This window comes from Cupriavidus campinensis (assembly GCF_905397395.1).
Taxonomy (GTDB): Bacteria; Pseudomonadota; Gammaproteobacteria; order Burkholderiales; family Burkholderiaceae; genus Cupriavidus; species Cupriavidus campinensis.
The window spans coordinates 1-17,979 of the sequence record NZ_CAJPVH010000057.1 but is presented as its reverse complement, the minus strand read 5'-3'; the positions used below and the strand labels follow the sequence as shown (position 1 = coordinate 17,979).

19 protein-coding genes and 1 tRNA gene are annotated in these 17,979 nt (G+C 66.1%); 11 read left to right on the top strand and 9 right to left on the bottom strand.

Annotated features, from left to right (window positions below):
• Positions 1–53 precede the first annotated feature (53 nt).
• Both KHO18_RS23290 and KHO18_RS23285 read left to right on the top strand, forming a co-directional pair.
• The gene (locus tag KHO18_RS23290) at positions 54–584 is read left to right on the top strand and encodes a PaaI family thioesterase (RefSeq protein ID WP_144199378.1); all 531 of its coding nucleotides are present in this window, start codon (positions 54–56) and stop codon (positions 582–584) included.
• 30 nt (positions 585–614) lie between these two features.
• On the top strand, positions 615–1,232 hold the full coding sequence (locus KHO18_RS23285) for a LysE family translocator (protein ID WP_144199376.1): 618 nt from the start codon (positions 615–617) through the stop codon (positions 1,230–1,232).
• Between the two features lie 72 nt (positions 1,233–1,304).
• Here KHO18_RS23285 and rpsU read toward each other — a convergent pair whose 3' ends face one another.
• A complete protein-coding gene (gene rpsU / locus KHO18_RS23280; RefSeq protein WP_029044331.1) occupies positions 1,305–1,517 on the bottom strand; it encodes a 30S ribosomal protein S21 in 213 nt (70 codons plus the stop codon).
• Positions 1,518–2,004: 487 nt separating this feature from the next.
• Here rpsU and KHO18_RS23275 point away from each other — a divergent pair, with 487 nt between their 5' ends.
• The gene (locus tag KHO18_RS23275; RefSeq protein ID WP_144199374.1) at positions 2,005–2,928 is read left to right on the top strand and encodes an esterase/lipase family protein; all 924 of its coding nucleotides are present in this window, start codon (positions 2,005–2,007) and stop codon (positions 2,926–2,928) included.
• Between the two features lie 5 nt (positions 2,929–2,933).
• Entirely contained in the window at positions 2,934–3,932 is a 999-nt protein-coding gene (locus KHO18_RS23270; RefSeq protein WP_211943969.1) for a lipase secretion chaperone, read from the top strand.
• A 77-nt stretch (positions 3,933–4,009) separates the two neighbouring features.
• Here the strand turns inward: KHO18_RS23270 and KHO18_RS23265 are convergent.
• The 3 genes from KHO18_RS23265 to fdxA all read right to left on the bottom strand — a co-directional run bounded on the left by KHO18_RS23265 (position 4,010) and on the right by fdxA (position 5,843).
• Positions 4,010–4,085 (bottom strand) — tRNA-Asn (locus KHO18_RS23265).
• Between the two features lie 243 nt (positions 4,086–4,328).
• Complete coding sequence (locus KHO18_RS23260) at positions 4,329–5,432, bottom strand: NAD(P)/FAD-dependent oxidoreductase (RefSeq protein WP_092290087.1); 1,104 nt, start codon at positions 5,430–5,432, stop codon at positions 4,329–4,331.
• 87 nt (positions 5,433–5,519) lie between these two features.
• The gene (gene fdxA / locus KHO18_RS23255; RefSeq protein WP_092290086.1) at positions 5,520–5,843 is read right to left on the bottom strand and encodes a ferredoxin FdxA; all 324 of its coding nucleotides are present in this window, start codon (positions 5,841–5,843) and stop codon (positions 5,520–5,522) included.
• A 378-nt stretch (positions 5,844–6,221) separates the two neighbouring features.
• Between fdxA and KHO18_RS23250 the strand changes: the two genes are divergently transcribed.
• From KHO18_RS23250 to rmuC, 6 genes are all read left to right on the top strand, one after another.
• On the top strand, positions 6,222–6,734 hold the full coding sequence (locus KHO18_RS23250) for a hypothetical protein (protein ID WP_144199370.1): 513 nt from the start codon (positions 6,222–6,224) through the stop codon (positions 6,732–6,734).
• Positions 6,735–6,817: 83 nt separating this feature from the next.
• Complete coding sequence (gene pncB, locus KHO18_RS23245; protein ID WP_211943968.1) at positions 6,818–7,996, top strand: nicotinate phosphoribosyltransferase; 1,179 nt, start codon at positions 6,818–6,820, stop codon at positions 7,994–7,996.
• A gap of 81 nt (positions 7,997–8,077) precedes the next feature.
• Positions 8,078–8,764 (top strand): LutC/YkgG family protein, encoded by a 687-nt coding sequence (locus KHO18_RS23240; RefSeq protein WP_144199366.1) that lies wholly within the window; start codon positions 8,078–8,080, stop codon positions 8,762–8,764.
• 144 nt (positions 8,765–8,908) lie between these two features.
• A complete protein-coding gene (locus KHO18_RS23235; RefSeq protein ID WP_377732130.1) occupies positions 8,909–10,327 on the top strand; it encodes a sodium:proton antiporter in 1,419 nt (472 codons plus the stop codon).
• Between the two features lie 5 nt (positions 10,328–10,332).
• Entirely contained in the window at positions 10,333–11,328 is a 996-nt protein-coding gene (locus KHO18_RS23230; protein ID WP_144199364.1) for a 2-hydroxyacid dehydrogenase, read from the top strand.
• Between the two features lie 19 nt (positions 11,329–11,347).
• Positions 11,348–12,697 (top strand): DNA recombination protein RmuC, encoded by a 1,350-nt coding sequence (gene rmuC / locus KHO18_RS23225; protein ID WP_211943967.1) that lies wholly within the window; start codon positions 11,348–11,350, stop codon positions 12,695–12,697.
• On the opposite strand, the gene KHO18_RS23220 is transcribed toward rmuC, so the two are convergent.
• The 5 genes from KHO18_RS23220 to KHO18_RS28690 all read right to left on the bottom strand — a co-directional run bounded on the left by KHO18_RS23220 (position 12,675) and on the right by KHO18_RS28690 (position 17,440).
• Complete coding sequence (locus tag KHO18_RS23220) at positions 12,675–12,956, bottom strand: hypothetical protein (RefSeq protein ID WP_092290069.1); 282 nt, start codon at positions 12,954–12,956, stop codon at positions 12,675–12,677. The genes rmuC and KHO18_RS23220 overlap by 23 nt on opposite strands.
• 210 nt (positions 12,957–13,166) lie before the next feature.
• Positions 13,167–14,450 carry a molybdopterin molybdotransferase MoeA gene (gene moeA, locus KHO18_RS23215; RefSeq protein WP_144199360.1) on the bottom strand — a complete coding sequence of 428 codons (1,284 nt, stop codon included), beginning with the start codon at positions 14,448–14,450 and terminating at the stop codon, positions 13,167–13,169.
• A gap of 102 nt (positions 14,451–14,552) precedes the next feature.
• Positions 14,553–15,152, bottom strand: coding sequence for a molybdenum cofactor guanylyltransferase MobA (gene mobA / locus KHO18_RS23210; protein ID WP_211943966.1), 600 nt, complete (start codon positions 15,150–15,152; stop codon positions 14,553–14,555).
• Between the two features lie 48 nt (positions 15,153–15,200).
• Entirely contained in the window at positions 15,201–16,325 is a 1,125-nt protein-coding gene (gene moaA / locus KHO18_RS23205; protein ID WP_144199356.1) for a GTP 3',8-cyclase MoaA, read from the bottom strand.
• Positions 16,326–16,567: 242 nt separating this feature from the next.
• Positions 16,568–17,440 carry a hypothetical protein gene (locus tag KHO18_RS28690; protein ID WP_211943965.1) on the bottom strand — a complete coding sequence of 291 codons (873 nt, stop codon included), beginning with the start codon at positions 17,438–17,440 and terminating at the stop codon, positions 16,568–16,570.
• A gap of 12 nt (positions 17,441–17,452) precedes the next feature.
• Between KHO18_RS28690 and KHO18_RS28685 the strand changes: the two genes are divergently transcribed.
• The coding region (locus KHO18_RS28685) for a hypothetical protein (protein ID WP_211943964.1) at positions 17,453–17,979 on the top strand (527 nt) is incomplete at its 3' end.

Here is a 17,979-nt window from a genome sequence, read left to right as displayed (position 1 = left end):
AGGTATCGTTCCGGAGTGCGGGGCCAATTCCCCGCGATGACAGGGGAGACAAGATGAGCGTGGAAGACGTGCTGGCCCAGTGGCAGGCCGACGAGGAGCGTGTGCGTGCGCAACTGGCGCCGGTGGGGCTGATTACGCGCGACCAGTTGCGCGCGCGCTCCGGGGCGGAGTTCTTTGACGATATCCTGAGCGGCAAGCTGCCGGGCATCCCCATCGGCAATCTGGTCGGCTTCCTGCCGGTGGCTTTCGAGGTGGGCCGCGTGGTGTTCCAGGGCACCCCAGGGCCGGAGCACTACAATCCGCTTGGCACCGTGCACGGCGGCTACGCGGCCACATTGCTCGATTCCTGCGTGGGATGTGCCGTACACAGCATGTTGCCGGCCGGCAAGGGTTATACGACGCTGGAGCTCAAGGTGAACTACGTGCGCCCGCTGACCAGCAACACCGGCCCCGTGCGCGCGGAGGGCAACGTCGTAAGCCTGACCAACCAGATCGGCATTGCTGAAGGGCGGCTTACGGACGCGCAGGGCAAGCTCTACGCCTACGCCACCACGACGTGCCTGCTGTTCCCGTTGCCGGCCTGAGCCAATATCCACAATAAAAAGGAGAACACCATGACGTTTGAACACTGGTTGGCGTTCGCGCTGACGAGCCTGGTGCTGCTGATCATTCCGGGGCCGACGATCCTGCTCGTGATTGGCGATGCACTCGCCCATCGCGGCCGCAGCGCGTTTGCCACGGTGGCGGGGGTGGCGGCAGGGGATCTCACGGCTTTCACGCTGTCGATGGCCGGCCTGGGCGCCGTGCTGGCGGCTTCGGCCACGCTGTTCACGGCGCTGAAGTGGGCCGGGGCGGCCTATCTGGTCTATCTGGGCGTGCAGGCGTTGCGTTCGGCCAGCCGCGCCAGTGCGCTCGACGTGCCGGCACAGGCGGGCAGCGCAGGGCAGCGTTTTGCCAAGGCGTGGCTCGTGACGGCGTTGAACCCGAAGAGCATCGTGTTCTTCGTGGCATTCGTGCCGCAATTCCTGGACGCGCATCAGGCCTTCTGGCCGCAAGCAGCGGTGCTGATCCCGACCTTCGTGGTGCTGGCCAGCGCCAACGCCATGGTCTACGCGCTGCTGGCGCGCTCGCTGGCCAGCCGGCTGACCACGCGTCGGGCGCAGTCCAATGTGCAACGTGCCGGGGGCATCACACTCATCGGGGCAGGCGCGCTGATTGCCACGCGCACTTGATGACCTGACGGGTTGAGCCGGGACGAAAAAAAACCGCCAGCATGCTGGCGGTTTCTTTATGCAATGCGCGAATCAGTAGAGCTTCTTCGGCAGCATTTGCATGCGCAGACGCTTACGCAGACGCGACTCGGCAGCCTTCTTCTTGCGCTTGCGCTCGGTCGTCGGCTTTTCGTAGGCGGTACGGCTCTTCAGTTCCACGATCAGGCCAGTCTGCAGAATGGCGCGACGGAAACGACGCATTGCAACTTCAACGGGTTCACCCGGCTTCAGAACGATCTTAGTCAACTCAGTCCTTTGAGGGAATGCCGCGGGGCGGCGGGTTCATACGAGGGGGAAACGTCGTCGCTGTGGGGCTCCGGAGCCTTCTGCGACGGTGGTATTGCACGCTGCGGCGAATGCCGAGGTGCGCCCCCGTCGAACCTGCAAGCTTGGACCGGGGTCCGGACTGCCAGTGTCAGGGGTGAAGGGCCAAATTTTCCTACGTAGTAAAAAACTTGGCGAGATACCTGTTTCCTTGGATATTGCGCAAATGATACGCCGGTAAGCTTTTACAGGTATACGAGCCCGGAGTCAAGATCAAGGCGCGCACGGGCCGCATATCCGTGAAAAATGCGGGGAAAAGTGCCCGATAGGACCTGCGGAGGTGGGGGTGGATGGCGCCGATGGAGGGGCCCCGGCCACCTCCAGTCCACCCGCCGCGAGGGGGCAGGCGAAGGCTGCCGCTGTGCTTTCATGGATTCTCGCTAACCACAACAAGACGAGGAGAAGGGCCATGATTCGCAAGTTGCTGCGTCAGAGCGCATTCGCGCTGGGCATACTCGGGTGCCTGTTCACGGTGTCCAGCCCGGCACATGCCGGCTACACCACGACCAAGTATCCGATTGTCCTGATCCACGGCTGGGGCGGCTGGGACAGCCTCGCCGGCTTCTACAGCTACTTCTACGGCATTCCGCTGGCGCTGGAGGCCGATGGCGCCGACGTGTACGTCTTGCAGGTGTCGGCGGTCAACAGCACCGAGACGCGAGGCGAGCAGGCGCTCGAGCAGATCCAGCAGATCCTGGCCGCGACGGGTGCCGAGAAGGTCAACCTGATCGGCCATAGCCATGGCGGGCCGACCTCCCGCTACGTTGCCGGCGTGCGCCCCGATCTGGTGGCATCGGTCACGGCGGTCGGCGCGCCGAACTGGGGGGTGCCGTTCGCCGACGCCGCCACAGGGCTGGGCAGCTTCAGCCAGTCCGTGGTGAACAGCGTCACGACGGCTGTCGGTACCTTGATTGACCTGCTGTCGGGTGGCGGCCAGCCACAGAGTTCGGCAGGTGCTTTGGCTTCCCTGTCGACGCCGGGCATGAATGCGCTCAACGCCCAGTTCCCGGGTGGGCTTCCCAGCACATACTGCGGCACCGGCGCGCCCGTCGCCAACGGGGTGCGCTACTACTCCTGGGGCGGCGACCGCGTGCTGACCAACGGGGCGGATGCCAGTGACGCGGCACTGATCGCCCTGAACGCGGCGAACACCGAGACCAGTGATGGCGCGATCCCGACCTGCAGCATGCACCTCGGCCAGTTCATCAAGGCCTATCACCTCAACCACCTCGACGAGATCAACCAGTTGGCTGGGCTGAGCAACGTGTTCGAGACAAATCCGATCACCATCTATCGCCAGCACGCCAACCGGCTGCAGCAAGCAGGGCTGTAATCGGCATGGGCATCCGTACGCTCGCTGTCAGCGGCGCGGCGGTGGCGGTTGTGGCCCTGGTGGCGATCCGTTCGCTGCCGGGCGACCCCGCATCGCCGCCCGCCACACCCGTTGCGACGACGGATGCCGCCTTGCCCCCAACGATGGGGCAGGTGGCATCGGACGATGACACGACGGCCGCTTCCTTGCCGATTCCGTCCCACCTGCGGGGCGTGGCAGTCGACGGTGGCGTCGACGTCGACCGCAACGGCAGTCTGATCGTCAATCGCAAGCTCAAGAACCTGTTTCACCACATGATCGGTATGGCCGAGGGGGATCCCGCGCGGCTGTCTGGCGTGCGGGAGAGCCTCAAAACGTGGCTGCTGGAGCAGGCCACGCCAGCGACCGCGCAGGACGAAGTCATGGCGGCGTTCGATCGCTATATGACCTATCTCGAGGCGGCTTCCCACGTGCAACTACCATCGCAATCGCCCGGCGATCTTGAACGCGTCTACCAGACCCTCGCCTTGCTGCGCCGTCAGCATCTGGGTCAAGTGATGGCCGAGGGCTTCTTCGCCGAGCAGGAAGCGCTGGACCGCTACACCGTCGAGCAGCGCCGGGTCCTGGCGGATGACACGCTGAGCCCGGATGAGCGCAAGCAGCGCCTCGATGCGCTGGCGCAGCAGTTGCCGGAGTCGCTGGCCCGGCCATTGGCGCAAACGCGCAAGATTTCGCAACTGGCGCAGGACACCGAGTCACTGCGCGCCAGCGGCGCGAGCCAGGAGGCGATCGACCGCCTGCGCACCGAGCGCTTCGGCCCCGAGGCCGCCGAGCGATTCCGCGCGCTCGACCAGCAGCAGGCGCAGTGGAAACAACGTCTGGTGAGCTATCAGGCCGAGCGGGATGCGATACGCGCGGACAGCAGCCTTGCACCGGAGGCTCAGGCGCGCGCGATCGATGAACTCGTCGCCAGGCGCTTCAGCGGCACCGAGGTGCTGCGGGTCCGGGGTTTGGGAAACCACTGAGGAGGGGAGGGTGCTGCGAGGGGCGAGCAGAAAACAAAAAAGCCAGCAGGCGCTAACCTGCTGGCTTTTGTATTTCTTGGCTCCCCGACCTGGGCTCGAACCAGGGACCTACGGATTAACAGTCCGGCGCTCTACCAACTGAGCTATCGGGGAACAGCTGAGAAGGAAATTATAACCAGCCTCTCTTCGTTTCGTCAACAACTTTCCGACGTTTTTTTATCCATCGAAACCTGCTGCAAAAACTCTGGTTCGCCTCGAAACCGGCCTGCAGCGGGCGTTTCCGCCGATTGCTGCGTGTCGTGTTCGACAGCGAGGCCGCATTATAGCGACCTTTTGGATTTGTGCAAACAAAAAAACCGCCCGAGGGCGGTCTTTCTGCATCGGCACTCGACAAGCTTAGTCGAACACCGGCGATTCCACGCCGAGGATCTTGTGCAGCTTCGGCGAAGTCGTCGTGTACTGCATGTGGATCTTCTTCTCGGGGAAGATGTACGGGGCAGCGCCGAACGCGGCCAGCGCGCACTCGTGGAAGCCCGACAGGATCAGCTTCTTCTTGCCCGGGTAGGTGTTGATGTCGCCCACGGCGAAGATGCCCGGGATGTTCGTCTGGAACTTCTCGGTATCCACCTTGATCTGCTTGCGCTCGAGCTCAAGGCCCCACTCGGCGATCGGGCCAAGCTTCGGCGAGAGGCCGAAGAACACCAGCAGGTCGTCCAGCGGCAGGCGGCGGGTGACGCCATCGGCACCCGTCACCTTGATTTCGGTCATCAGGCCGTCGCGTTCCTCGTAGCCGCTGATCTGGCCCACCAGGAACTGCATCTCCATCTGTTCACACAGTTCCTTCATCTTGGCGACCGATGCCGGCGCGGCGCGGAAGCCGTCGCGACGGTGGATCATCACCACCGATTCAGCCTTGCCGACCAGGTCCAGCGTCCAGTCCAGCGCGGAATCGCCGCCGCCCACGATGACCAGGTTACGGCCGTGGAAGCGGCTCGGATCCTTCACGCGGTAGAACAGTTGCTTGCCGTCGAACTTGTCGATGCCTTCCACCTTCACGGTACGCGGCTGGAACGAACCCACGCCGGCGGCGATGAAGATGGTCTTGGTGATGAAGCGCGTGCCGGTCGAGGTCTCGACGAAGAAGCGGCCGTCCTCGCGGCGCTCCACGACGGCGACTTCCTGGCCCAGGTGGAACGTAGGCTCGAACGGCTCGATCTGCTTGAGCAGGTTGTCGGTCAGCTCCTGGCCCGTGCAGATGGGCACGGCCGGGATGTCATAGATGGGCTTGTCCGGGTACAGCTCCACGCACTGGCCGCCCACTACCTTGAGCGAGTCGATCACGTGCGCCTTGATTTCGAGCAGACCCAGTTCGAAGACCTGGAACAGGCCAACGGGGCCGGCGCCAACGATCAGCGCGTCGATTTCCAGCGGCTGGCCGCCGGGATTGCCGCCGGCCTGCTGGGTCGCGTCGGCCACGGGATTTGGAATGCTCAAGTCCATATTCGTCCTGATACGTTTGTGGGCACGCTGTGCCCGGTATTGCGGAAAGCGCGTGGGGCGGCTTTCTTGTTGTGGTGTCGCCGGGGCTCAGCGCTGCAGGTATTGCAGCTTGTCGGTGGCGTCCTTCCATTCCTCGGCCTCGGCCAGCGGGGCCTTGGTCTTGGTGATGGACGGCCACGAACGGGCCAGTTCGGCGTTCAGATCGATGAAATTCTGCTGATCGCCGGGGACGTCTTCCTCGGCATAGATCGCGTTGACCGGGCACTCGGCCACACACACGGCGCAGTCAATGCATTCGTCGGGGTCGATGGCCAGGAAGTTCGGGCCTTCGCGGAAACAATCGACCGGACACACATCAACGCAGTCGGTGTAGCGGCAACGGATGCAGGATTCGGTGACAACGTGAGTCATTTCGGTTCCAAAAAGCGGATCGGTCTTCGATGGGAAACAGTTCAGGCCACTTGTGGTGCCGCCGCGCCCGGCCGCCGGACACGCGCGCACGCGCATGTCAATCGGTGGATGTCGGGGCGCACGGGGGCCGTGGCCTTTCAAAGACCGATATTGTATCCGAGCCTTCCCGCAAGGATAGCGAGTCTATATAGCCGGGTCAGATAGTTTTCTTATTTCTTTATGTGCTTTTGGGTGCAAACCGGGCGAACCCGGCCCCAAATCGCCTTGGCAACCGCCCGTTGCGCCACGAAAGGCGCGCGACGGACTAGTATTCCCCTGTATGGCCCGGGGGCTTTCGGGTCATTTTTTCGCCTTCTTCCTCGATTTCCGAGACGCGCCATGCCCATTTCGCACCGCCTGACCTGCCTGCTGATCGCCGTTTCTCTGGCGCCGGCCGCCGGCGCGCAGCCGATGGGCGCGGGCCGGGGCAACAATATGGCCGATAGCGTCGTCTCGCGGCTGGTGGCATGGCGGGCGCGCACCGACCAGCCGGTGGCGCTGGCCGCGCTGACCGCCTTCGACTGGGACAGCTTCAGCGTGGTGCGGGCTCCGGCTGGCGACAGCATGGCCAACTGCAGCCGCGAGGGCCTGGTGCCGTGCGGGCCGGAGCTGCATCCGCCGCCGGGCGCGCAGGTGCAGGTGCTGCGCTTCGACCGGGCCGGCCAGCAGGTCTATCAGGAGCGGATCATGGTGCCATCGGGCAATTTTGCCGATCCGCTGCCATCCGCCGTCAGCCGCGCGCGGGCCACGCTGGTTACCTGCGCCGATGGCGGCGGGCCGCCACTCTGGTGCCTGCAGTCGGGCGCGCAGCCGGGGGTGCCGTCCGACCTGCGCTGGCTGGATGGCAGCTAGCCCAGCTCCGGCCATCCCTGGCCATTCGGCCAGTTTCGGTTAGCATGTGGGCCTCGTCTCCGGCATGCCGTTTGCGCCACGCTATGATCATCCGCTCCCTGCTAGACACCGACCTGTACAAGTTCACAATGATGCAGGTGGTGCTGCACCGCTTCCCGCAGGCTCAGGTCGAGTACCGGTTCAAGTGCCGCAATGCGGGCGTCGACCTGACCCCGTATATCGACGAGATTCGCGCCGAAGTGGCCAACCTCTGCCAGCTCCGCTTCACCGAGGAAGAACTCGACTACCTGCGCAGCATGCGCTTCATCAAGAGCGATTTCGTCGATTTCCTGGCTCTGTTCCACCTGAGCGAGAAGCACGTCGCGATCACGCCGTCCGAGAAGGGTGGCGGTGAGATCGACATCACGATCCGCGGCCCGTGGCTCCATACGATCCTGTGCGAGGTGCCCTTGCTGGCCATCGTCAACGAGGTCTATTTCCGCCGCACCCAGCCGGCACCGGACCTGGCTGAGGGCCGCCGGCGCCTGGAGGCCAAGCTCGCGCTGCTGAAGGCGGCGCCCTACGCCGACTGCGTGATCGCAGACTACGGCACCCGCCGGCGTTTCTCGGGCGCCTGGCAGGAGGAGGTGCTGCTGACCGCGCGCGGCATCCTCGGCGCGCAGCTTGCCGGTACCAGCAACGTCCACTTCGCGCGGCTGCACAACATGACCCCGCTTGGCACCATGGCCCACGAGTACCTGCAGGCGTGCCAGGCGCTCGGCCCGCGCCTGCGCGACTCGCAGGTCTACGCGCTGGACAACTGGGCGCAGGAATATCGCGGCGACCTGGGCATCGCGCTGTCCGATACTTATGGATTCGATGCCTTCCTGCGCGATTTCGACCTCTTCTTCTGCAAACTGTTTGACGGCGTGCGGCACGATTCGGGCGATCCGCTCGAGTGGGGCGAGCGCATGCTCGCGCATTACGCCTCCCACCGCGTGGATCCGCGCGGCAAGACGCTGATCTTCAGCGATGCGCTGAACATCCCCAAGGTCATCGAACTGTACGAGCGCTTCCGCGGCCGCTGCAAGCTGGCCTTCGGCGTGGGCACGAACCTGACCAACGACCTCGGCTACACGCCGCTCCAGATCGTCATCAAGATGGTGCGATGCAACGGCCAGCCCGTGGCCAAGCTCTCGGACACGCCCGAGAAGACCATGTGCGACGACCCCGGCTACCTGGCCTACCTGCGCCAGGTGTTCGCGATTCAGCCCCCGGCTTAACAACATTCACGCCCGGCGGCGCCCGCGTGCCGGCGCGGCCTTCTATAATCGGCCAGCCCCAGGAACCGGACCCCTTACGCCATGGAAACCAACGCCGCCCGTGACCGCATCTTCGCCCGCATCCGCGCCGCCCAGGGCAGGGGGGCCACGGTGACCACCGGCGAGCGCGAGGCCGTGGACGACTATCTCGCACGCCATCCGCAGGGCCCGCAGCCGGCCATTGCCGCGGATCGGGTCGAGGCGTTCAGCCTGCAGGCGCAGAAGATGGCCTCCACCGTGGAGCGCGTGGCCACGCTGGCCGACGTGCCGGGTGCCGTCTCGCGCTATCTGGACGGCCTGGGCCTCGTGCGCCGCGCGGTGGCGTGGGACAGCCTGGGCGACCTGCCATGGCAGGCGCAGGGGCTGGACGTGGCATGCCGTCCGCCGGCGCGCGATCCGCAGGTCGACCATGACCATGGCGACCTCGTTGGCATCACCGGCTGCTTCGTGGCGATTGCCGAGACCGGCTCGCTGATGCTGTTGTCGGGGCCGCAAACCTTTGCCTCGGCCGCGCTGCTGCCTGAGACCCACATCGCCGTGGTGCCGGTTTCGCGCATCGTGGCGAACCTCGAGGAAGCCTTCGCGCGCATGCGTGCCGAGCACGGCCAGCTGCCCCGCGCTACCAATGTCATCAGCGGCCCGTCGCGCACGGGCGATATCGAGCAGACCATCGTCCTCGGCGCCCACGGCCCATACCGCGTGCACGTGATCCTCGTCGACCAGGACTGAGGGCTGGGCTCGGGGCCCGGCCAGGCGTCACATTCCGGGTTATTCCGGCAGCATTTTCAGACCAGTCTCAAAAGGGTTTGCTTTACACTGGCCGCTTTCGAGACGAGGAGAACCTGCCCGATGATGCGACGCGCACGACGTGCCATGGCACCGTGGTCTACCGCGATGCTTGCGGTCATTGCCCTGTTTCCGTCCCTGGCCGGTGCCGCCGAGATCGATGGCGCCACGCTGTCGCCGCTCTGGGGCGTGCCGTTTGCCGGTGTCCTGCTGTCCATCGCGCTGTTCCCTCTACTGGCCCCGCACTTCTGGCACCACCACTATGGCAAGGTGGCTGCGGCCTGGGGCGCGCTGTTCCTGGTGCCGTTCGCGATGCAGTTCGGTGTCCACGCCGCCGTGGCCAACACGGTGCACGCGCTGCTGGGCGAATACATCCCGTTCATCATGCTGCTGGGGTCGCTCTACGTGGTGGCCGGCGGTATCTGCCTGCGTGGCAACCTGCACGGCACGCCCAGGCTGAACACCGGCATCCTCGCGCTCGGGACCGTGCTGGCCAGCCTGATGGGCACCACCGGCGCGGCGATGCTGCTGATCCGGCCGCTGCTGCGCGCCAACGACAACCGCCGCCATGTGGCACACGTGGTGGTGTTCTTCATCTTCCTGGTGGCCAACGCGGGCGGCTCGCTGACGCCGCTCGGCGATCCGCCGCTGTTCCTGGGCTTCCTGAAGGGCGTGGAGTTCACGTGGACGCTACGCAACATCTTCCCCGAGACGGCGTTCCTGTGCGTGGCGCTGCTGGCGCTGTTCTATGTGGTGGACCGCCACTACTTCCTGAACAAGGAAGAAGAGCTGCCGCTGGCGCAGGACCCGACGCCGGACTCCAAGCGCCTTCAAATCGACGGCAAGATCAACTTCCTGCTGCTGCTGGGCGTGCTGGCGCTGGTGCTGATGAGCGGGCTGTGGAAGCCGGGTATCGCGTTCGACGTGATGGGCACCGAGGTCACGCTGCCGGCGCTGGTCCGTGACGTGCTGCTGGTGGTGATTACCATCGTGTCGCTGATCGCCACGCCGCATAGCGCGCGCAGCGGCAACGAGTTCAACTGGGAGCCGATCCTCGAAGTCGGCAAGCTGTTCGCGGGCATCTTCCTGACGATCATCCCGGTCATCGCGATGCTCAAGGCCGGCACCGACGGCGCGTTCGCTGCAGTGATCCACGCGGTCAGCGATTCCTCTGGCAAGCCTATCGACGGCATGTACTTCTGGGCGACCGGTATCCTGTCCTCGTTCCTGGACAACGCACCGACCTACCTGGTGTTCTTCAACACCGCCGGCGGCGACCCGGCCACCCTGATGACGCGCGATGCCTCGACGCTCGCCGCCATCTCGGCCGGCGCGGTGTTCATGGGCGCCAATACCTATATCGGCAATGCCCCCAACCTGATGGTGAAGGCCATTGCCGAAAGCCGCGGCGTACGCATGCCGAGTTTCTTCGGCTACATGGCGTGGTCCGGTACCGTGCTGCTGCCGCTGTTCCTGGTGATGACGTTCCTCTTTTTCCACGTGTGACTGCCATGAAGCCCTCCGTCCTCGTTACCCGCGCGATCTATGCCGACGTCGTCGATCGTCTTTCGCAATATTTCGATGTCGACAGCAACCAGGAAGACCTGGTGCTGGACGCCGCCGCGCTGAAGGCCCGCCTCGCGGGCAAGGCCGGCGTGCTGGCCAATGCCGCGGACAAGATCGACGGCGCGGTCGTCGCAGCGCTACCGCAGCTGCGCGCCGTCTGCAACATGGCGGTCGGCTACAACAATCTCGACGTACCGGCCCTGACCGCCGCCGGCGTGGTGGCGACCAACACGCCCGACGTGCTGACGGAGACCACGGCCGACTTCGGCTGGGCACTGCTGATGGCCACCGCCCGCCGCGTGACGGAGTCCGAGCACTACCTGCGCGCCGGCAAGTGGAAGCGCTGGAGCTATGACATGCTCGTGGGCATGGACGTCTACGGCAGTACGCTCGGCATCCTCGGCATGGGCCGCATCGGACAGGCGCTGGCCCGTCGCGCAGCTGGCTTCGGCATGAACGTGCTGTACCACAACCGCAGCCAGTTGCCCGCCGAGACCGAGCGCGCGCTCAATGCGCGCTATGTCAGCAAGGCGGAACTCCTCGCGCAGACGGATCACCTCTTGCTGGTGCTGCCGTACAGCCCCGAGAGCCATCACGCGATTGGCGCAGCGGAGCTGGCGGCGATGAAGCCGACCGCCACCCTGATCAACCTGGCGCGCGGCGGCATCGTCGATGACGCCGCGCTGGCCGCCGCGCTGCGCAATGGCCAGATCTTCGCCGCCGGTCTGGATGTGTTCGAAGGTGAGCCGAGCGTCCACCCTGATCTGCTGACGGTACCAAACGTGGTGTTGACGCCGCATATCGCGAGCGCCTCGGAGAAGACGCGTCGCGCGATGGCCAATCTGGCCGCTGACAACCTGATTGCGGCACTCGACGCCGGCCCCAAGGCGGGCCATCCGCCTTCGGTGATCAACCCTGAGGTCATGGCGCGCCGCCGCTGAATCGGATGTTCCTGAATTGATGACATTGATTTCCGTCCTGACGCTCGCCACCGCCATCGTGGCGGTGATCCTGCTGGCGGTGCTGCTGTGGCGCTCGCGCGCCGGGGCGGCATCCGCGGAACTGCTTGATGGTCTTGATCGGCTGGAGCGCGTGTTGCGTGGCGAAGTGAGTGCGGCCGCCCGCGATGGCCGCGATGAGTCCGGCCGGCAGATGCTGCGCTTCCAGCAGACCTTGTCGGCGCACCTGACCAGCATCGCCACGGTGCAGAATCAGCAGATCGCGCAGATGTCCGAGTCCAACGACCGCCGGCTGGCCGAGGTGCGGGCGACGCTCGAGCAGAAGCTGCGCGACATCGAGGCGAACAACGCCGCGAAACTGGAGGAAATGCGACGCACCGTGGACGAGAAGCTCCATGCGACGCTCGAGCAGCGGCTGGGCGAGTCGTTCAAGCTGGTGTCGGACCGGCTGGAGCAGGTGCATCGCGGCCTGGGCGAGATGCAGATGCTGGCACAGGGCGTGGGCGATCTCAAGCGGGTGCTGACCAATGTCAAGTCGCGCGGCACGTGGGGCGAAGTGCAGCTGGAAATGCTGCTGGAACAGATCCTCACGGCGGACCAGTACGGCAAGAATGTTGAGACCGTGCGCAATTCGGGGGCGCGGGTCGAATTCGCGATCCGGCTGCCGGGCCGCGACCCGTCCAGCGGCCCGGTATGGCTGCCGATCGATGCGAAGTTTCCGAAGGAGCAGTACGAACGCCTAGTCGATGCCCAGGAGCATGGCGACGTGGACGGCGTGGCCGTGGCGGGGCGTGAGCTTGAGGTGGCGTTGCGCCGGGAGGCGCAGTCGATCGCCGAGAAATACCTGGCGCCGCCGGCTACCACCGACTTTGCAATCCTGTTCCTGCCAACCGAGGGGCTTTACGCCGAGGTGCTGCGCCGCCCGGGCCTGACGGACCTGCTGCAGCGGGATTTCCGCGTGACCGTGGCCGGGCCGACCACGCTGACCGCGTTGCTCAACAGCCTGCAGATGGGATTCCGGACGCTGGCGCTGGAGAAGCGCTCCAGCGAGGTGTGGGAGGTGCTGGGCGCCGTCAAGACCGAATTCGGCAAGTTTGGCGAGGTGCTGGCCAAGACGCGCGATACGCTGGTGCGTGCCGCGCGCAATATCGAACAGGCCGAGGTGCGAACCCGCCAGATGGAGCGGAAGCTTCGCACGGTGGAAGCGCTGCCCGGGGAACTCGCCGAGCAGCTATTGGGAACCGCCGCAACGGTGGGTTCGCCGGAGGCGGTGCAACCGCCTCCGCCACAGGACGACGCCAGCGCGGCCCAAGCCGCCAATGGTGACGTTACTGGTGATCTTCGGGCGTGAGTTCGCGCACGTGCACTTCGATGCCGCCGAAGCGGGCGGCTACCCAGTTGTAGGCCTTGCAGCCGAGCCACAACAGGCCGAAGCCAATCAGTGCGTTCAGGATCAGCGCGGTGAAAACCGTAATCCCCGGCAGGTCGCCATAGCGGATAAAGGCCACGAACAGGCCCATCGCCACGATTGGCACCGAGAAGCACAGATAGACCAGCACCAGTGCGCGCGCGGTCTTGACGGGGTGGAGGTACGCGATCTCCTGATTCATGACGACAGACAAGATATTGGGGGGGTGATTTTTCGTGCTGCAAGTGTAGCGACTGGGGCTTGCGACGCATAGTCCGTCACTCGCGGGGCGTACAAAAAACGACAGCGCAACGTGTGCTGTCATACGATGACTGCCGATTTGATCATTGATTCGGCTCATCAATGCGGCGCACCTATGCCTCGGGCGTTCCGCATGGCGGACTGCAACAAATTACATCAGCCCGTCGAACAGCATCACCTCGACCAGATCGCCGGCGGCAACGGCCTCTTGCTCGTGGCCCAGCACGATGAAGCAGTTCGCCTCGCTCATCGACCGCAGTACGCCAGAGCCTTGCTGGCCGGTGATCCGGACTTCCCAGCCGCCATCGGCCGCCGGCGCCAGAATGCCGCGCTGGTATTCCGTGCGGCCGGGCTTCTTGCGGATGGCGGCCGCGCTGCGCACGCGCATCAAGGGCAACGGCGGCACGTTGGCACCCATCTGCCGGTGCAGCGCGCCGCGCACGAAGTGGTAGAAGGTGACCATCACGGCCACGGGGTTGCCGGGCAGGCCGAAAAGCAGGGCCTCCCGGCCGTTCGACGCAATGCGTCCGAATGCCATGGGGCGGCCCGGGCGCATGGCGATCTTCCAGAATGTGACATCGCCCAGCCGCGCCATGATTTGCTTGGTGTAGTCGGCTTCGCCCACGGACACGCCGCCGGAGGTGATCACCGCATCGGCGTTTTCGCAGGCGCTGCGGAACGCGGCCTCCAGCGCGGCGGGGTCGTCGCGGACCACACCCATGTCGATCAACTCGACATTGAGCCGCCGCAGCATGCCGTGCAGCGTGTAGCGGTTGGAGTCGTAGACGCAGCCGGGGTCGAGCGGCTCGCCAATCGAGCGCAGTTCATCGCCGGTGGAGAAGAAGGCCACGCGCAGTCGGCGCCGCACCTTGATTTCGGCCACGCCGAGCGAGGCCAGCAGGCCAAGGTCCGCCGGTTGGAGAATGCGGCCGGCGGCGAGTGCCGCCTGACCGCGGGCCAGATCTTCGCCACGCAGCCGGCGGTTGTCGCCGGGGCGCACGGCATCGGCCGCAAAACGGATCTGGTTGCCGCCTGCCTGCACGTCCACGAATTCCTGCGGCACCACGGTGTCGCAGCCGCCGGGCATGATTGCGCCGGTCATGATGCGCACCGCCTGGCCCGCCGTGGGCGCCGCGTCGCACGCATTGCCGGCGTAGGCCGTGCCGATGACTTCCAGGACCACGTCGCCGCCGGCTGCCAGCGCCGCGCTCTGGAAGGCGTAACCGTCCATCGCGGAATTGTCGTGGGCGGGCACGTCGATGGGCGAGATCACGTCCTCGGCCAGTACCCGGTCAAGCGCGGTGCGAAGTGCCAGTTGCTCGGTGCCACGCACCGGCTCGACCACCTCGCCGATGATCGCGTTGGCCTGGGCCACGGGCAGGGCGGTCGGGTCGTAGCCGGAGAGGCAGGAAATGACGGATTGCAGGGATGGCATGAGCAGTCTGCGGCGAAAAGAAGCGAAAACGGCGAAAAAGGGCGGAAACGCGGATGGAACCGCGGGCAGGACGGATGCCCGAGTCTAACCCGCGTGGTGCGCTCAGCGGGCCTCGTGTGTGCGTAGTTCGTCCAGCGTATTGATGTTGGCGAACGCGTCGGCGTCGGGGAAGGGCACCTCTGCCAACCGGTGGCTGGCCGCCCAGGTCTCGATCTTGCGCCCGCCGCCACTGATGTAGGTGATCAGGCTGTCGAGCGCCGTGACCGGCATCAGGCAGAACACCGGCTGGGTTTGCCGATGCCCGTCGGCGTCCACCGTAACCGGAATTGCCATCTCGGCGCCTTCGGCCTCGATCGCCTGCGCCAGCCGTTCGACGAGGTCGGTGGGCAGGAACGGGGTGTCGCACGGCGCCGTGACGAGCCAGCCGGTGCTGCACTGCTCGAGCCCGGCCATCATGCCGGCCAGCGGCCCGGCGAAGTCGGGCACGGAATCGGTGACCACGGGCACGCCGAACGACTCATAGGCGGCTAGGTTGCGATTGGCGTTGATCAGCATCGCGCCAGTCTGCGGCGTCAGGCGCATCAGCGTGTGCATCGCCATTGGCACGCCGCGCAGCGGTTGCAGGCCCTTGTCGGTGCCACCCATGCGGCTGCCCCGGCCGCCGGCCAGGATCAGGCCGGTGATGTCTTCGCGTGCGATCATGACTTTCGGAAAGTTGTGAGGCGGCGCCGATGGCCGGGATGGCCCGGGTCAGCCGCCAATGTAGGACATCTCGATCTTGCGTTCGGCGCGCGCCAGGCGTACGGCCGGATCGCCTCGCTGCTCGGAATAGTTGTCGGTGCGGCCCTGCCAGACCTGGGCGATGGCATTGGCGATCTCCAGGTCGCTGTGGCCGCCGCGCAGCAGCGCGCGCAGGTCGTAGCCCTCGGTGGCGAACAGGCACAGGTACAGACGGCCCTCGGTAGACAGGCGGATGCGGCTGCAATCGCCACAGAACGCGTGGGTCACGCTCGAAATCACGCCGATTTCGCCGGCGCCATCGCGATACCGCCAGCGCTCGGCCGTCTCGCCCGAGTAGTTGGCAGGAATCACCTCGAGCGGAAACACTTCGTCAATCCGCCGCACCACGTCGGCGGAAGGTAGCACTTCGTCCATTTGCCAGTGGTTGCTGGCGCCAACATCCATGAATTCGATGTAGCGGACGATGATGCCGCTGCCACGGAAATGGCGGGCCATGGGCACGATTTCGGCGTCGTTGGTGCCGTGTTTGACCACCATGTTGACCTTGATCGGCGCCAGGCCGACGGCCTGGGCGGTCTCGATGCCGTCCAGAACGTCGCGCACTGCGAAGTCAACGTCGTTCATCTTGCGGAACGTGGCGTCGTCGATGGCGTCCAGGCTCACGCTCACGCGCGACAGGCCGGCATTGCGCAGCGACTGCGCCTTGCGCCCCAGCAGCGACGCATTGGTGGTCAGCGTCAGGTCCAGCGGCTTGCCCGAGACGGTCTCGATGCGCGCCAGCATTTCAACGAGTTTTTCGATGTTCTTGCGCAGCAGCGGCTCGCCGCCGGTCAGCCGGATCTTCTCCACACCCTGCGACACGAACACGCGCGCAGCGCGTTCGATCTCCTCGAAGCTCAGCAGCTCGGCGTGCGGCAGGAAGGTGTAGTCCTTGTCGAACACCTCCTTGGGCATGCAGTACACGCAGCGGAAGTTGCAGCGGTCCGTCACCGAGATGCGCAGGTCGTGCAGCGGCCGGCCGCGGGTGTCCGCCACGAGGCCAGTGGGTGTGTCGAGGTGGGACGGAATGCTTGGCACCATCGAGCGATAACGATGGTCGCGCAGGTCGAGGATGGGAATGACGGTGTCGGTCATGGCCTGGGGGTGGCGACGCCGCTGCCCGGCGCGATGTGTGCATCCGGGGCGGTTCTGCCTGCATTCTAGCCGAGGTGGCTGACGCGCCGGCGGCGACCGTGCGCTTCGCAGGGGCACAGTGGGGTATTGGCGGCGGCAGTACAGTAATGTGATGCATGCATCATGTGCGGTGCCCCATGAAAAAAGGGACGGCCGAAGCCGTCCCTTTTTCCGTGTTGGTTGCCAGCTAGCGCTGGCCGACCTTACTGCTGTTGCTGCTGCTGTTGGTCGCGCTGACCGCCGGTCTCGACCAGGACCATCGGACCTTCCGGCAGCGGGGGCAGCGGCTTGCGCTCGCGCTGCACGCGCGGGGCCGGTGCCACGTTGGCGGCGGCGGTCTGGGCGGCTTGCAGCTTGGCATTGTCCGTCTCCACCCACTGGAGGCCGGCCGAAGCCAGCATCGGCTCGAGTGCATCGGCACGCAGCGGAGCGGCGGCCGGCGCTGCCACCGGGGTCGGCGCGACGGCAGGCGTCACGATGACCGGCTCGGCAACGACCGGGGCGGCTTCGACGGGTGCCGGTGCCGGGGCTTCCACCACCGGAGCGGTGTAGACCGGCGCGGGCGTCACAACCGGCGCGGCTTCGGGGGCGCTGACCGGTGCGAACACCGGTTCGGCCACCGGGGCCGGGCTCACGGGCTGGGCCGGCTGGCTCGGCTGGGCGTAGGCGGCAGGTTCCACGCGGGCCACGGTTTCCACCGTTTCACGTGTTTCGCGGATTTCCACGGCTTCCGTGACCTCGGCGACTTCCGCCACCTGGGCCACGCGGGGCACCTCAGCCACCTGGGCCACGGCAACCGGTTCCGGCTGGGCCACGACTTGCGGTGCAGCCTGGGCGGCCACCGGTGCGAATTCCGTCTCGGTCACGCCTGCGGCCACTTCGGCCAGGTTGGACGTGTCGTTGGCGTCGCCGTTTTCGCCATCGGCGCCTTGCACACCATCTTCGCGCTCGCGGCGATAGCGGTTACGGCCACGACGGTTGCGGCGGCGGCGCTCTTCGCCCTCTGCACCTTCCGTTGCCACGGCTTCCAGGCCTTCCGGCAGTTCGGTCGCGGCGGCGGCTGCCACCACGGCCACGGCCGGGGCGGCTTGCGCAGCCTCGAATGCGGTCTGCGGTGCACTTTCGACGTTCAGGGCTTCCTCGGTCTCGCGGGTGTCGCCACGCTCACGCTGCCGTTCGCGCTGACGCTCGCGGCGTTCCTGATTGCGCTCACGGCGATTGCCTTCCTGACGGGCTTCGCCACCCTCGGGCTGACGGGCGATGGCCGGCGTGGCCTGCTGGCCTTCGCGCGGGGCGCGTGCCGGACGCTCACCGCGCTCGGTGCGTTCGCCACGTTCAGTCCGCTCGCCACGTTCGGCACGATCACCGCGTTCCGCGCGCTCACCACGCTCGGCGCCACGTTGTTCACCACGCTCGGCACGTTCGCCACGCTGGCCACGGCCCTGGCGCTCGCCACGCTCGCCGCGTTCACCACGCTGTTCGCGATCACCACGCTCGCCACGTTCACCACGCTCGCCACGGCCCTGGCCACGGCCTTCGCCGCGACTTTCGCCACGCTGGCCGCGTTCGCGGCGGCCGTCGCCGCGTGCCTGGGCGTCAGCGGCCGGCTTGGCCG

Excerpts from the sequence above, each read along its gene's own strand:
- moeA (WP_144199360.1), bottom strand. The coding sequence starts at position 14,450 with ATGCCATCCCTGCAATCCGTCATTTCCTGCCTCTCCGGCTACGACCCG.
- KHO18_RS23235 (WP_377732130.1), top strand. The coding sequence starts at position 8,909 with ATGGCACCGTGGTCTACCGCGATGCTTGCGGTCATTGCCCTGTTTCCG.
- KHO18_RS23275 (WP_144199374.1), top strand. The coding sequence starts at position 2,005 with ATGATTCGCAAGTTGCTGCGTCAGAGCGCATTCGCGCTGGGCATACTC.
- fdxA (WP_092290086.1), bottom strand. The coding sequence starts at position 5,843 with ATGACTCACGTTGTCACCGAATCCTGCATCCGTTGCCGCTACACCGAC.
- rmuC (WP_211943967.1), top strand. The coding sequence starts at position 11,348 with ATGACATTGATTTCCGTCCTGACGCTCGCCACCGCCATCGTGGCGGTG.
- KHO18_RS23260 (WP_092290087.1), bottom strand. The coding sequence starts at position 5,432 with ATGGACTTGAGCATTCCAAATCCCGTGGCCGACGCGACCCAGCAGGCC.
- KHO18_RS23220 (WP_092290069.1), bottom strand. The coding sequence starts at position 12,956 with ATGAATCAGGAGATCGCGTACCTCCACCCCGTCAAGACCGCGCGCGCA.
- pncB (WP_211943968.1), top strand. The coding sequence starts at position 6,818 with ATGATCATCCGCTCCCTGCTAGACACCGACCTGTACAAGTTCACAATG.
- KHO18_RS23285 (WP_144199376.1), top strand. The coding sequence starts at position 615 with ATGACGTTTGAACACTGGTTGGCGTTCGCGCTGACGAGCCTGGTGCTG.
- KHO18_RS23240 (WP_144199366.1), top strand. The coding sequence starts at position 8,078 with ATGGAAACCAACGCCGCCCGTGACCGCATCTTCGCCCGCATCCGCGCC.
- KHO18_RS23230 (WP_144199364.1), top strand. The coding sequence starts at position 10,333 with ATGAAGCCCTCCGTCCTCGTTACCCGCGCGATCTATGCCGACGTCGTC.
- mobA (WP_211943966.1), bottom strand. The coding sequence starts at position 15,152 with ATGATCGCACGCGAAGACATCACCGGCCTGATCCTGGCCGGCGGCCGG.
- KHO18_RS23290 (WP_144199378.1), top strand. The coding sequence starts at position 54 with ATGAGCGTGGAAGACGTGCTGGCCCAGTGGCAGGCCGACGAGGAGCGT.
- KHO18_RS23250 (WP_144199370.1), top strand. The coding sequence starts at position 6,222 with ATGCCCATTTCGCACCGCCTGACCTGCCTGCTGATCGCCGTTTCTCTG.
- moaA (WP_144199356.1), bottom strand. The coding sequence starts at position 16,325 with ATGACCGACACCGTCATTCCCATCCTCGACCTGCGCGACCATCGTTAT.
- KHO18_RS23270 (WP_211943969.1), top strand. The coding sequence starts at position 2,934 with ATGGGCATCCGTACGCTCGCTGTCAGCGGCGCGGCGGTGGCGGTTGTG.